This window comes from Achromobacter sp. GW823-FHT04E03, from assembly GCF_058796095.1.
Genome location: NZ_JBXAIJ010000001.1, coordinates 1,137,949 through 1,151,828 on the forward strand (window position 1 = coordinate 1,137,949; position 13,880 = coordinate 1,151,828).

The 13,880-nt window shown below is 68.2% G+C and carries 12 protein-coding genes; 8 read left to right on the plus strand and 4 right to left on the minus strand.

Features of this window, described 5'->3' with window-relative positions; translation table 11 throughout:
• Nucleotides 1-19: 19 nt before the first annotated feature.
• The 4 genes from AC1RHV_RS05295 (at nucleotide 20) to AC1RHV_RS05310 (ending at nucleotide 3,104) form a co-directional block, all read left to right on the plus strand.
• Entirely contained in the window at nucleotides 20-265 is a 246-nt protein-coding gene (locus tag AC1RHV_RS05295) for a ParD-like family protein (RefSeq protein WP_054456412.1), read from the plus strand.
• Entirely contained in the window at nucleotides 266-1,057 is a 792-nt protein-coding gene (map, locus tag AC1RHV_RS05300) for a type I methionyl aminopeptidase (RefSeq protein WP_054456411.1), read from the plus strand.
• A 108-nt stretch (nucleotides 1,058-1,165) separates the two neighbouring features.
• Nucleotides 1,166-2,386, plus strand: a complete 1,221-nt coding sequence (locus tag AC1RHV_RS05305) for an MFS transporter (RefSeq protein ID WP_492299956.1) — start codon at nucleotides 1,166-1,168, stop codon at nucleotides 2,384-2,386.
• A gap of 94 nt (nucleotides 2,387-2,480) precedes the next feature.
• Nucleotides 2,481-3,104 (plus strand): glutathione S-transferase family protein, encoded by a 624-nt coding sequence (locus AC1RHV_RS05310; RefSeq protein WP_492299958.1) that lies wholly within the window; start codon nucleotides 2,481-2,483, stop codon nucleotides 3,102-3,104.
• Nucleotides 3,105-3,116: 12 nt separating this feature from the next.
• Here the strand turns inward: AC1RHV_RS05310 and sodC are convergent, their stop codons facing one another.
• From sodC to AC1RHV_RS05330, 4 genes are all read right to left on the minus strand, one after another.
• Nucleotides 3,117-3,641, minus strand: coding sequence for a superoxide dismutase family protein (gene sodC / locus AC1RHV_RS05315; protein ID WP_054456408.1), 525 nt, complete (start codon nucleotides 3,639-3,641; stop codon nucleotides 3,117-3,119).
• 532 nt (nucleotides 3,642-4,173) lie between these two features.
• Complete coding sequence (locus AC1RHV_RS05320) at nucleotides 4,174-5,493, minus strand: DUF445 domain-containing protein (protein ID WP_082401160.1); 1,320 nt, start codon at nucleotides 5,491-5,493, stop codon at nucleotides 4,174-4,176.
• A gap of 52 nt (nucleotides 5,494-5,545) precedes the next feature.
• The gene (locus AC1RHV_RS05325; RefSeq protein WP_054456407.1) at nucleotides 5,546-6,934 is read right to left on the minus strand and encodes a GntP family permease; all 1,389 of its coding nucleotides are present in this window, start codon (nucleotides 6,932-6,934) and stop codon (nucleotides 5,546-5,548) included.
• Between the two features lie 136 nt (nucleotides 6,935-7,070).
• Entirely contained in the window at nucleotides 7,071-8,000 is a 930-nt protein-coding gene (locus AC1RHV_RS05330) for a LysR family transcriptional regulator (protein WP_119451407.1), read from the minus strand.
• A 199-nt stretch (nucleotides 8,001-8,199) separates the two neighbouring features.
• On the opposite strand from AC1RHV_RS05330, the gene AC1RHV_RS05335 reads away from it, so the two are divergent.
• Genes AC1RHV_RS05335 through AC1RHV_RS05350 form a run of 4 tightly spaced genes read left to right on the plus strand, consistent with a single transcriptional unit; the run spans nucleotide 8,200 to nucleotide 13,876 of the window.
• Entirely contained in the window at nucleotides 8,200-10,320 is a 2,121-nt protein-coding gene (locus tag AC1RHV_RS05335) for a 3-hydroxyacyl-CoA dehydrogenase NAD-binding domain-containing protein (protein WP_492299960.1), read from the plus strand.
• Nucleotides 10,321-10,345: 25 nt separating this feature from the next.
• Nucleotides 10,346-11,527: an acetyl-CoA C-acyltransferase gene (locus tag AC1RHV_RS05340; RefSeq protein ID WP_306653372.1), complete on the plus strand. Its 1,182-nt coding sequence runs from the start codon at nucleotides 10,346-10,348 to the stop codon at nucleotides 11,525-11,527.
• Nucleotides 11,528-11,536: 9 nt separating this feature from the next.
• Entirely contained in the window at nucleotides 11,537-12,733 is a 1,197-nt protein-coding gene (locus tag AC1RHV_RS05345) for an acyl-CoA dehydrogenase family protein (protein WP_492299962.1), read from the plus strand.
• Nucleotides 12,734-12,742: 9 nt separating this feature from the next.
• Nucleotides 12,743-13,876, plus strand: coding sequence for an acyl-CoA dehydrogenase family protein (locus AC1RHV_RS05350; RefSeq protein WP_492299964.1), 1,134 nt, complete (start codon nucleotides 12,743-12,745; stop codon nucleotides 13,874-13,876).
• Nucleotides 13,877-13,880: the final 4 nt, after the last annotated feature.

Sequence of the window (13,880 nt, forward strand, 5' to 3'; positions counted from 1 at the left end):
TATATGGATCGTTAACTCCATGGGCATCGTCAAGATCTCCGAGCAGATGCATGAGAACCTCCGCGTCGCCAGCGGCGCGCTCAGCCGCTCCATCAATTCCCAGGCCGAACACTGGATGCGCATCGGCATGCTGTCCGAGCTCTACCCCGAACTGCGCCACGCCGACATCTGCCAATTGCTGATCCGCATCGAACAGGCCGAGGGCTTCGCCATCGCATCCTTGTCCCAAGGCTTGCCACAGCCAGCCCAGCAGGAGGCCGCGTAAATGGCGAAGAAGGTTTCCATCAAGTCCGCCGCCGACATCGAAATGGCCCGCAAGGCCGGCGCCATGGCGGCGGAAGTGCTGCACATGATTGCCGAGCACGTCCGCCCGGGCGTCACCACCGATGAGCTGGACCGCATCTGCCACGACTACATCGTCAACGTCCAGAAGGCGATACCCGCCAACGTCGGCTACCACGGCTTTCCCAAGACCATCTGCGCCTCGGCCAACCACGTGATCTGCCATGGCATCCCGTCGGCCAAGGTGTTGAAGAACGGCGACATCCTCAACATCGACGTGGCCGTGATCAAGGACGGCTGGTTCGGGGACACCAGCCGCATGTACTACGTGGGCCAGCCCAGCCCGCTGGCGCGGCGCCTGGTCAACACCACCTACGAAGCCATGCGCGCCGGCATCATGGCCGTCAAGCCCGGCGCGACGCTGGGCGATATCGGCCACGCCATTCAGACCGTGGCGCACCGCGAGCACTTCAGCATCGTGCGGGAATACTGCGGCCACGGCATCGGCCAGATCTATCACGACGATCCGCAAGTGCTGCACTACGGCCGCCCCGGCGAAGGCATGGTGCTGCAGCCCGGCATGATGTTCACCATCGAACCCATGATCAACGCCGGCAAGCCCCAGACCAAGCAACTGCCCGACGGCTGGACCGTAGTCACCAAGGACCGCTCGCTGTCGGCGCAATGGGAGCACATGGTGGTCGTGACCGAGACCGGCTATGAAGTGCTGACGCCTTGGCCGGACGGCTTCGGCGACTATCCGCCCATCCCCTGAGAAAGAGGCGAAGCGGCGCGCGCGCCTTGCCCATGGCAAGGAACGGAGTGCCGGAGGACAAGGGCACGATCATGATCGTGCCCTTGTCGTTTCCGCCGTCCGCGCCCCATGCCCGCCCTGCCCTCAGCGTTCCGCCGCCTGGCCGCCTCCAACCTGGCCGCCCAATTCTCCGAACAGATGGCGCTTGCGGCCGCCCCGTTGGTCGCGGTGCTGGCGCTGGGCGCCAGCGCTGCCGAGACGGGCTATCTGCAGACGGCCCAGACCCTGCCCTTCCTGCTGCTGTCCCTGCCTGCCGGCGTGCTGGCCGACCGGATGTCACGGCGCGCCCTGATGACCGCCGCCGAATGCGTGCGCGCCGCCAGCCTGCTGGGCCTGCTGGCGCTGCTGGCCACGGGCGGACTTAATCTGGGCTGGCTGGCCGCGCTGGGCTTCCTGGGCGCGGTGGGCACGGTCGCCTACAACGTGGCCGCGCCGGCGCTGGTGCCGCGGCTGGTCCCGCCCGCAGGACTTGCCAGCGCCAACCGCTGGCTGGAACTGGCCCGCAGTACCGCTTTTTCCGCAGGGCCAGCCGCCGGCGGCGCGCTGGTCGGGTGGATGGGCGCGCCCTCGGCGTATGTGCTGGCCACCGTGCTGTCGCTGCTGGCGGCCCTGCTGCTGGCCGGCCTGCCCCACGACACTCCCGGGCCAGCGCCGCGCCGCCGCGTGCTGGAGGAACTGCGCGAGGGCGCGGCGTTCGTACTCACGCATCCGCTGCTGCGCCCGGTGCTGGTGACCGCCGTATTCTTCAATACCGCCTGGTTCGTGCTGCAGGCCATCTACGTGGCCTACGCCATCGAACGGCTGGGCCTGTCGGCCACGGCCGTCGGCCTGACGCTGGGCGTGTATGGCGGCGGCATGGTGGCCGGCGCCTTGCTCGCGCCCTGGCTCGCACAGCGGCTGAGCTTCGGCGCCATGATCGCCGCCGGCCCCCTGGCCGCGCTGATCGCAAGCGCCATCCTGCTCTCCACGCTGGCGTTTCCGTCCGGCGCGTGGGCGGCAGCGGGCTTCTTCCTGTTCGGTGCGGGTCCCATCCTCTGGACCATCACCACCACCACGCTGCGCCAGGCAATCACCCCCAACGCCGTGCTGGGCCGCGTGTCCGCCGTCATCCTGACCGCCACCTTCGGCGCCCGCCCGGTTGGCGCGCTGATCGGCGCCGCGCTTGCCGCCCGCGCCGGCGTCGAAGCCTGCCTGTGGGTATCGACCGCCGGCTTTGCCGTGCAATTCGTGGTGCTGTATACCTCGCCGGTGCTGCGCCTGCGCACCCAGCCCGAAGCCGGCGCCTATTGAACGCTGTTGCGCACGCAAAACCGGCAATCTGTATCTGTGCGCGCCCGCCGCCGCCCGCTAGACTGCCCCGGTCAGTCAACACGGCGGCGGCAAGATGCTGAAGATCCTGGGTAAAGCCTCATCCATCAACGTGCGCAAGGTGCTCTGGGCCTGCGCCGAACTGGACCTGCCTTTCGAGCGCGAAGATTGGGGCTCCGGGCTCCAACCCACCAGCGAGCCCGCCTTCCTGGCGCTGAATCCGAACGCGATGGTGCCGGTCATCCAGGACGGCGATTTCGTGCTGTGGGAGTCCAACAGCATCATCCGCTACCTGGCCGCGCAATACGGCGGGCTGGACCTGTACCCCGCCGAACCCAGGCTGCGCGCCCGCGTCGACCAATGGATGGACTGGCAGGCCACCGACCTGAATCGTTCCTGGAGCTACGCCTTCATGGCCCTGGTGCGCGAATCTCCCGCCCACCGCGACCGCGCCGCGATCGAAGCGTCCTGCCGCGAATGGGCGAGCTTCATGGCGATACTGGACCGGCGCCTGGAACAGGCCGGCGGCTACGTCGCCGGCCCCGCGTTCTCGCTGGCCGACATACCGGTCGGCCTGTCGGTGAACCGCTGGTTCAGCACGCCCTTCGACAAGCCGCGATTGCCGGCCGTCGCCGCGTACTACGACCGCCTCGCCGAACGCGCAGGCTACCGTCTGTACGGCCGCAACGGCACGGCCTGACCGCCCAAGCGGCTACTTCACCACGCCGCAAACCAGCCGGCCGCCCCCGCCGCCCAGCGGCGCCGGCGTATCGCTGTAGTTGTCGCCGCCCACGTGCACCATCACCGCGCGGCCCTTCACATCGGCCAGCTTCAGATGCGGCGCCACCACCGCCTTCGTCGCCGTGCCGTCGGCAGCGACCACGATGAACGGCAGATCGCCCTGATGCCCGTCAGTCGCCATCGGCCCCTTGTGCGCCTTGGTGCCCTTGGGATCGAAATGCCCGCCCGCCGCGCCGCCAGCCGCCATCTGGTTGTTCACCATGCCAGGCTCGCACGAACCCTTCTCATGCACATGGAAGCCGTGCTCGCCGGGCGGCAGGCCCTTCAGATGCGGCGTAAGCTGCAGCCCGCCTTTGGTGTCCTTGAGCGTGATCGTGCCAGCGCTCTTGCCCACGCCGTCCACGCTCAGGAACGACATCGACACGTCTTCCGCCAGCGCCGCGCCAGACGCGCCTGCGAACGCAAGCGCCGCGACCAGCATCGAGATTTTCTTCATGGGGTGCCTCCAAGATACGCGCCCGCAGCCCGCGGACGCCCGGTGGTGCATGGACGGCCCGTGCCGGCCATGCCGGAAAAAACAATAGCATTTGGGTCAGGGCGTCTGCCAGCAATCTTCGTTCCTGATACAAACGCAGATCTTGCAAAAAAGAGCCATCCCGCCACATTCGCGCGAGCGCGCAAAACCCCGACGACACGCCCGACGTACGTCAATTGCGGCCGTCCGGACGGCCGCAATTGACGGGCATCGCAAGACTCGGAACCGAACCCGGCTCTAGCGGCGCATCAAATCTGTACGCACGTAGCCCGTCGGCGCGGGCGCCTGGGTGGCGAGCAACCTCGATGCGCCCGAGGGAATCTGAAGGGAAGGCCGCAGGCCTGGACGAAGATGACGACGGGGCAGTCCGGAGCGAAGGCTCCGGACCGCAATCGTGGGCGCTCGCCACCCAGGCGCCCGCGCCGACGGGCGGCCTACGAAGCGCAGAAAACAGCAGCCGAATCCTCAACAGCCATCCCATACGGCAATCGCATCACCCTCGAACCAGCAACACGACCGCGTGCAGTGCCACCCCTATCAACCCGCCCACCAAGGTGCCATTGAACCGTATGTACTGCAGATCCTTCCCCACGCTAAGTTCCAGCTCATCCACCAGATGCCGTTCATCCCAATTCTTCACCGTGCGGGAAATGTGCTCCGTGACCCCGCTACGCAAGCGCCCCGTCAACCTCCGCGCCCCGCCCAGCACGTGATTGTTGATCGCCTCCCGCAACCCCGGATCCTCCCCCAGCTTGCGCCCCAAGGCCAGCAATGCGCTCTCCAGATGCCGCGCCAGCGCCGAATCCTCCGATGACAGATCGCGCCTCAGCGCCGCATGGATATCGTCCCACAGCCCCTGCACGTACTCCTGCACCTTCGGATGATCGATCGCCCGCTGCTTCAGCGCCTCCACCTGCGCCGACAAGGCCGGATCATCCTTCAGCCGCCGGATGTAATCCTGCACCCAGGCTTCATAATCCCGCCGCACCGGATGCCCAGGCTCGGACAGCACGTCCCGCAGTTCCTCCACCAGCGCCCGCGCCAGCCGGTCCGCCAGATTGTCGGCAATTCCGTCCACCGACTTCACCACGTCCACCGCCGCAATGATGCGCGGCCATTCCTTCTTCGCGAACTTCACCAGCAGGCTCGAGGCCCGCGCCTTCACGTCCTCGTCGCCCAGATAGCCGCCCAGCCGCTCCAGCGCCGCGTCCAGCAGCTCCTGATGCCGCCCGTCACGCGTCAACAAGCCCAGCACCTCGCCCGCCGTATCCGCCGCGTCCCAGCGCCGCAGGTTCTTCACCACGAATTCCTGGATCACCCCGCGCACCGCCCGGTCGTCCAGCAGGTCCAGCGTCTGCAAGGCCACATTGCGCGCCCCCTCGCTCAAGGCCCGCGCCTGCCGCGGGCGCCCCAGCCAGCGCGCCAGGCGCGCCGCGGGATCGAACACCCGCAGCTTCTCCATCAGCGTGTCCGGATCCAGGAAATGGTCGCGCACGAACACCGCCAGGTTGTCCCCGATGCGGTCCTTGTTGCTGGGAATGATGGCCGTATGCGGAATCGGCAGCCCCATCGGCCGGCGGAACAGCGCCACCACCGCGAACCAGTCGGCCAGCGCGCCCACCGTGGCCGCCTCGCAGAACGCCCGCACCCAAGCCCAGGCGCCCTGCCCGCCCATGACGTGACTGGTGATGAAACCGCAGACCATCGCCACCAACAGAGCCAGCGCGGCGATCTTCATGCGCCGCAACTGCGTGCGGCGCGCTTCGGAAGCCAGCGCGGAATGCGTGGCGGCGGAACGGGGCATCTCTGTCATGGGGTCTCCGGAAACGACAGACCCAGCATAACAATTACGGCCCGCAGCGGCGTCAGCCCAGCGGCGGCAGCATGTTGAACAGCAGCACCATGATGAGCCCGACCACCGACACGATGGACTGCACCACCGAAATCGTCTTGGTCGCTTCGCCCATGGTCATGCCGAAGGACTCCTTCACCATCCAGAAGCCTGCGTGATTGGCGTAGTTGAAGAACAGCGAGCCGCAGCCGATGGCCAGCGCCAGGAGCGGCAGGTTCAGGCTGGGATCGGCGCCCGCCAGCGGCGCCAGCAAGCCCGCCGCGCCCACGATACCGACCGTGGCCGATCCGGTGGACACCGACAGCAGCATGGCGATCAGCCAGCCCAGCACCAGCGGCGGCAAGGAAAACTGATGCGTCAGCTGCACGATGGCATCGCCCACCTTGGCGCTGGTCAGCACCTGCTGGAACGCGCCGCCGCCCGCGATGATGAGCATGATGCCGGCGATGGGCTTGAGGCTCTTGCCCATGGCGTCGCGCAGCTTTTCCGCGTCGCCGCCGCGCATCAGCACCAGGGTGAAGGCGGCGAACAGCACGCCCAGCAGCATCGCGACCATCGGGTCGCCCAGGAACGCCGCCACGTGCATGGCGCGCGAGTCCTTGGGCAGCAGCATCTCCGCGCCCGCGTGCACCAGCATCAGCAAGGCGGGCAGCAAGGCCGCCAGCACCCCCAGGCCTACGCTGGGCGCATTGCGGCCGGCAGCCTCCTGGCGGGTGGTGGTGAACTGTTCCAGCAGCGCCTCGTCCGGACGCGTCGTCATGCGCGGCGAAATGAAAGCGCCGTACAAGGGGCCGCCGAAGACCATGGCCGGCAGCGCCGCGATGAAGCCGTAGATCATGGTCGGCCCCACCGTGGTCTTGAGCGTGGCGATGGCGGTCAGCGGACCCGGATGCGGCGGCACCATGCCGTGCATCGCCGCCAACGCCGAGATCACCGGCACGCCCACGTACACGTAGGCCGAGCCCTTGAATCGCTGCTGGCTTTCCAGCTTGCGCGCCACGCTGAAGATCAGCGGCAGCATCACCACCAGGCCGACCTCGAAGAACATCGGTATGCCGATGACGAAGGCCACCAGGGTCATGGCCCAGGGAATCATGCGCGGCGAAGTATGGCTGAGGATGGCATTGGCCAGGCGTTCGGTCGTGCCCGAGTCGGCCAGGATCTTGCCCAGCATCGCCCCCAGCGCGATCACCACGCCCACCGCGCCCAGCGTCTTGCCGGCGCCATTGCTCAGGTTCTTGACGATGGCCACGGGCTCCATGCCGGTGGCGAACCCCACGCCGATGGAGACGATCAATAGCGCCAGCAGCGGATGCATGCGGATGCGCGAAACGATCAGCGCAACCAGCACCAGCACGCTAGCCAGCGCGGTAAGAAGCAATTGGACGTCGGAAGAGGACATGGACGGGCCTGGAAAAAATGGGCGCGGCCCTGCGGCCGTTTGCCGTAAAGAACAGGAATTTTATGCCTGCCAAGCTGAACGCCCAGTCAGGAAAACCACGCCGCCCGGCCCTCTACACCCAAGCGGGCCGGGCCCGCTACCCCACCGCCTCCAGCAACCCCGGCCTGCCTTCGTGCGCAGCCTGGGCGCGCTCCAGGATGAATTCGATGATCATCGAGATCGCCCGCGGGTGGTGCCGATTGGGCATATACAGCATGTACATGCCGCGCCCGAAGATGCTCAAGCGCCATTGCGGCAACGCGGCCACCAGGTCGCCGCGCGCGATGTCGTCGTGCACCACGTAGTCCGGCACCACGCCCACGCCCAGCCCGGCCAGGATTGCATCGCGCAGGAACGCGTAGTTGCGCGAGATCACCGTCGGCTCCATCACCACGTGCTGCCGCGGCTGGCCGCCGTAGTAGGCCGAAAGCCGCAAAGGCCGGCCGATGACCGCCGCGCTGATGATGGGCGTGCGCGACAGCTCTTCCGGATGCTGCGGCAGGCCCCGGGCGGCGGCATAGTCCCGCGAGGCGCAGGCCACGTAGCGGACCTGGCCCAGCTCGCGCGCCACCAGGTTCTGCGGCGGCTCGGACATGATGCGCACCGCGATATCGACCTCGTCGCGCAGCAGGTCATCCACGCTGTTCTCGAACAACACGTCCAGCACAATGTCCGGATAGGTCCGCTTGAATTCCAGCAGCCAGGGCGTCATCACGAACTGCCCGTAGCCGCTGGGTACGCTCAGCCTGACCTTGCCCTGCGGCGTCTTGCCCAGGGTCTCGACGGATTCACGCGCCGCGGCGAGTTCGTCCTGGATGCTGCGCCCGTGGTGATACAGCTTCAGTCCGATTTCTGTCGGCTCCACATGCCTCGTTGTGCGCCGCACCAGCTGCATGCCTACCGAGCGTTCCAGCTGATTCAAGTGGTAGCTGACGTTAGCGCGCGTCATCTTCAGGCGGCGCGCGGCCTCGCTGAGGTTGCCCGCGTCCAGGATTTCCACCAGCAACGTCAGGGATTTAGTGTCCATTCCGGGCCTCCACGCCGCAGCAAGTCACCTCCACATTGTCAAATTTTTTTGACTTCAATGTCAATTATCGATGCCATTGTCAAGACTTCTTTACTGCGAAAGAATGAGGCCATAAAAGACGGGCCGTTCCTGGTCCGCCCGGCCCTAGCCCTCGCCCCCAGCGGCGCTCCGGCGGCAGGCCTCATCGGAGACACTGTCCATGACAGACAGCGCAAGCACCGGCGCGGCCAACGCGCGCCGCTATGACGACATTCTCGTCGTCACCATCGACCATCCCCCCGTCAATGCCCTGAGCGCCGCCGTGCGCGGCGATCTGGCCGCGGCCGTGCGCGACGCCCAGGCCGATCCGCAGGTCCGCGCCATCCTGCTGATGGGCGCGGGCAAGAACTTCATCGCGGGCGCCGACATCCGCGAATTCGGCAAGCCGCCGCAGCCGCCCATCCTGCCCGACGTCTGCAACCAGATCGAAGCCAGCGCCAAGCTGGTGGTTGCCGCGCTGCACGGCGCGGCGCTGGGCGGCGGACTGGAAGTGGCGCTGGCGGCGCACTACCGCGTCGCGCTCGCGGGCGCCAAGCTGGGCCTGCCCGAAGTGAACCTGGGCCTGCTGCCCGGCGCCGGCGGCACCCAGCGCGCGCCGCGCCTCATGGGCGCGCAGGCCGCGCTGGATTTGATGCTGACCGGCAAGCACCTCTCTGCCGGCGCCGCCCTGGAAGCCGGATTGGTGGACGCGCTCTCCAGCGAGACCGATCCGCTGGACGCGGGCCTGGCCTACACCCGGCAATTGCTGGCGATCGGCGCGGGTCCGCGCCGCACCCGCGACGGCGGCGCGCTCGCCGACCGGACCGCCGCGCTGGCCCAGGTCGAGGCAGCGGCCGAACGCGTGGCGCGGACCACCCGTGGGCTGTACTCGCCCGGCAAGATAGTCGAAGCCGTGCGCGCCGCCATCGAGCAGCCTTTCGAGGATGGCCTGCGCACCGAACGCGCGCTGTTCCTGCAATGCCTGGACAGCCCGCAGCGGGCGGGCCTGGTGCATGCCTTCTTCGCTGAACGTGACACGGCCAAGATGCCGGGCCAGCAAGCGGCCCGGCCGCGGCGCCTGGAGCGTATCGGCATCGTCGGCGGCGGCACCATGGGCGCGGGCATCGCCGTCTCGGCGCTGGACGCCGGCTTTCCCGTGACCATGGTCGAGCAGGACGATGCCGCGCTGGAACGCGGGCGCGGCCGCGTCGCGCAGGTCTACGAGCTGCTGGTCAAGAAAGGCCGGATCAGCGCCGACGAGCGCGACGCCCGCATGGCGCGCTACACCGGCTCGACCCGCTACGAGGCGCTGGACGACGCCGATCTCATCATCGAAGCCGTGTTCGAAGACATGGCGGTCAAGCAAGCCGTGTTCGCGCAGCTGGACCGCGTCGCCAAGCCCGGCGCGGTGCTGGCCACCAATACCTCGTACCTGGACGTCAACCTCATCGCCGCCGCCACGCGCGGGCCCGCCGACGTACTGGGCCTGCACTTCTTTTCGCCGGCCAACATCATGAAGCTGCTGGAAGTCGTGGTGGGCGAGCACACCGCGCCCGACACCGTGGCCACCGGCTTCGAACTGGCGCGGCGACTGCGCAAGATCCCGGTGCGCGCGGGCGTGTGCGATGGCTTCATCGGCAACCGCATCCTGGCCGTGCACCGCCAGGCGGCGGACATGATGATGGAAGACGGCGCGTCGCCCTACGAGATCGACGCCGCCGTGCGCGACTTCGGTTATCCCATGGGTCCCTACCAGATGGCGGACCTGGCCGGCGGCGACATCGGCTGGGCCACACGCAAGCGCCGCGCGCCCACCCGCGACCCAGCACTGCGCTACGTGCAGATTCCCGACCGGCTGTGCGAACGGGGCTGGTTCGGCCAGAAGACGGGCCGCGGCTTCTACCTGTACCCCGACGGCGCGCGCCAAGGCGAACAAGACCCCGAAGTCCTCGCCATCATCGATGCCGAACGCGCGCGCGCGGGCGTCACGCCGCGCGCCTACACGCAAGAAGACATCCAGCGCCGCTACCTGGCCGCCATGATCAACGAAGCGGCCAACGTGCTGCACCAAGGCATCGCGCAGCGCCCGTCCGACATTGACGTGGTGTTCCTGTCGGGCTACGGCTTTCCGCGTTATCGCGGCGGCCCCATGCACTACGCCGACAGCGTGGGGCTGGACTGCGTGCTGGCCGATATCCGCGGCTATGCGCAGGAAGACCCCGCCTTCTGGAAACCTTCGCCGTTGCTCGTGCAGCTGGCCGAATCCGGCCGCAATTTCGCCAGCCTGAACCAGGCCGGCTGACCCGGACACTTTACAGGAACACGCCATGCGCGAAGCCGTCATCGTCTCCACCGCCCGCACCCCCATCACCAAGGCGGGGCGCGGCGAATTCAACCTCATCGCCGGCCCCACGCTGGCCGCGCACGCCGTGCGCGCCGCCGTCGACCGCGCCGGCATAGACCCGGCCCTGATCGAAGACGCGTTCATCGGCTGCGGCTATCCAGAAGGCGCCACGGGTCGCAACATAGGCCGCCAGGCCGTGATCCGCGCCGGCCTGCCGGTCAGCGTGGGCGGCGCCACCGTCAACCGCTATTGCGCCTCCGGCCTGCAGGCCATCGCCTCGGCCGCCAGCCGCATCGTCATGGACGGCGCCCCCGCGATGATCGCGGGCGGCGTGGAACTCGTGTCGCAGATCCGCACCCGCGACGACGGCGTGAGCGGCATGGATCCGTGGATCGTGGCAAACAAGCCCGAGCTCTACCTGCCCATGATCGAAACCGCCGACGTCGTCGCGGCCCGCTACGGCATCAGCCGTGAAGCCCAGGACCATTTCGCCGCGCAAAGCCAGGCGCGTACCGAGGCCGCGCAGGCCGCTGGACGGTATCTGGAAGAGATCGTTCCGGTCACCACGACCATGTCCGTCACCGACCGCGCCACCGGCGCCGTCAGCGAGCGCGAAGTGACCGTGGACCGCGACACCTGCAACCGCCCCGGCACCACCTACGACGCCCTGGCCTCGCTGGCCCCTGTGCGCGGCGCCGGCCAGTTCGTCACGGCAGGCAATGCCTCGCAGTTGTCGGACGGCGCCGCCGCCTGCGTGCTGATGGAAGCCGCTGAAGCCCAGCGCGCCGGCATCACGCCGCTGGGCGCGTTCCGCGGCCTGGCGATCGCCGGCTGCGAACCCGACGAGATGGGCATAGGCCCCGTCTACGCCGTGCCCAAGCTGCTTGCGCGCCACGGCCTCAAGGTGCAGGACATCGACCTCTGGGAACTGAACGAGGCCTTCGCCTCGCAAGCCCTGTATTGCCAGCAAAAGCTGGGCATTCCGATGGACCGCCTGAACGTGGACGGCGGCGCCATCGCCCTGGGCCACCCCTTCGGCGTCACCGGCGCCCGTCTGGCCGGCCACGTGCTGATCGAAGGCCGCCGCCGCGGCGCCCGCTATGCCGTCGTCACCATGTGCGTGGGCGGCGGCATGGGCGCGGCCGGCCTGTTTGAAATCTACTGAGGATCCCCCATGGACCTGGAATTCACCCCCGAAGAAAACGCCTTCCGCGACGAAGTGCGGGCCTTTCTCGCCAGCCACCTGCCCGAGCGCCTGTCCGCCAAGGTCGCGCAGGGCAAGCTGCTGACGCGCGCCGACATGGTCGAGTGGCACGCCATCCTCAACCAGCAAGGCTGGCTCGCCAGCCATTGGCCGATGGAATACGGCGGCACCGGCTGGAGCGCCGTGCAGAAGTACATCTTCGAAAACGAATGCGCGCTGGCCGGCGCGCCGCGCATCGTGCCCTTTGGCCTGAGCATGCTGGGCCCGGTGCTGATCAAGTACGGCAGCGAGGCGCAGCGCCGCCACTGGCTGCCGCGCATCCTGGACGGTTCCGACTGGTGGTGCCAGGGCTATTCCGAACCCGGCGCGGGCTCGGACCTGGCCTCGGTCAAGACCACCGCCGTGCGCGACGGCGACAGCTACCTCGTCAACGGCCAGAAGACCTGGACCACGCTGGGCCAGTACGCCAACATGATCTTCTGCCTGGTGCGCACGTCACAGGAAGGCCGACGCCAGGAAGGCATCAGCTTCCTGCTGATCGACATGGCGAGCCCCGGCGTGGAAGTGCGCCCCATCATCACCCTGGACGGCGAGCACGAAGTCAATGAAGTGTTCTTCTCCGACGTGCGGGTGCCTGCGGCCAACCTGGTGGGCGAGGAGAACCGCGGCTGGACCTGCGCCAAGTACCTGCTGACCTACGAACGCACCAACATCGCCGGCGTTGGACAATCCACGGCAGCGCTGGAACGCCTGAAAACGGTAGCCGCAAGACTACGCAAGCACGGACGTCCGCTATCGGAAGACCCGGACTTCGCCGCGCGGCTGGCGCGCGTCGAGATCGAGCTGGCCAACATGCGCACCACCAACCTGCGCGTGGTCGCGGCGGTGGCCGGCGGCGGCGCGCCCGGCGCCGAAAGCTCCATGCTGAAGATCCGCGGCACCCAGATCCGCCAGGAGATCAGCGCGCTGAACCGCCGCGCCATGGGCCCCTATGCCCGCCCCTTCGTGCCCGAAGCGCTGCACGACGGCTATGACGCACCGCCCATCGGCCCCCACGGCGCCGAGAGCGCCGCCGCGCAGTACTTCAACAACCGCAAGCTGTCGATCTTCGGCGGCTCCAATGAAATCCAGAAGAACATCATCTCCAAGATGATCCTCGGACTGTAAGGGCCGGCCATGAATTTTGAACACACCGAAGACCGGCGCATGCTCTCCGACATGCTGCGCCGCTTTGTCGCCGAACAGAGCGACTTCGCCACGCGCGACCGCAATGCCCGCTCGGAGCGGGGCTACAGCCTGGAGCTGTGGCAGCGCTATGCCGAACTCGGCGCCATCGGCGCCCTGTTTGCCGAAGCAGACGGCGGACTGGGCGGGACCGGCTTCGACATTTCCGTCGTGTTCGAAGCGCTGGGCCGCGGCCTGGCCGTCGAACCGCTGCTGGACGCGCTCATGGTCGGCAGCGCCATCGCCGAAGCCGGCACGCCGGCCCAGCGCGAGGCCCTTGAAGGCCTGATCGCGGGCAGCATCACGGCCTCGCTGGCCCACGCCGAACCCGGCTCCGGCTATGAACTGGCGCGCGTCGAGACCCGCGCCGAACGCAACGCAGACGGCTGGGTGCTCAACGGCGCCAAGGCCGTGGTCGCGGCGGGCGAACACGCCGACCTGTTCCTGATCCCGGCCCGCAGCGCCGCCGCCCCGGAGGACGAAGCCGGCATCAGCCTGTTCCTGCTCAGCGCCGGCACGCCCGGCCTGACGGTCCGCGGCTATGGCCTGATCGATGGCGGCCGCGCGGCCGAATTGGTGCTCGACGGCGTACAGCTTGCGCCAGAGGCCTTGCTGGGCGAGGCCGGCGCAGGCTACCCGCTGCTGGAACGCGCCGCCGGGCGCGGCATCCTGGCGCTGTGCGCCGAAGCCGTCGGCGCCATGGACTGCGCTCGCGACGCCACCCTGGAATACCTGCGCACGCGCCGCCAGTTCGGCGCTCCCATCGGCAGCTTCCAGGCGCTGCAACACCGCATGGCCGACGTGCTGCTGGAGATCGAACAAGCGCGTTCGTCCGTGATCAACGCCGCGGCCGCACTGGACCACCCGGACCGCGCCACCCGCGAGCGCGCGCTGTCCGCCGCCAAGTACACCATCGGCCGCATCGGCACCCTGGTGGCTGAAGAGAGCATCCAGCTGCACGGCGGCATCGGCATGACCTGGGAGCTGCCCCTGGCGCACTATGCCAAGCGCCTGGTCATGATCGACCACCAACTGGGCGACGAAGACCATCACCTGCGGCGCTACATCGCGCTGGGGCAGGCCTGAGCGG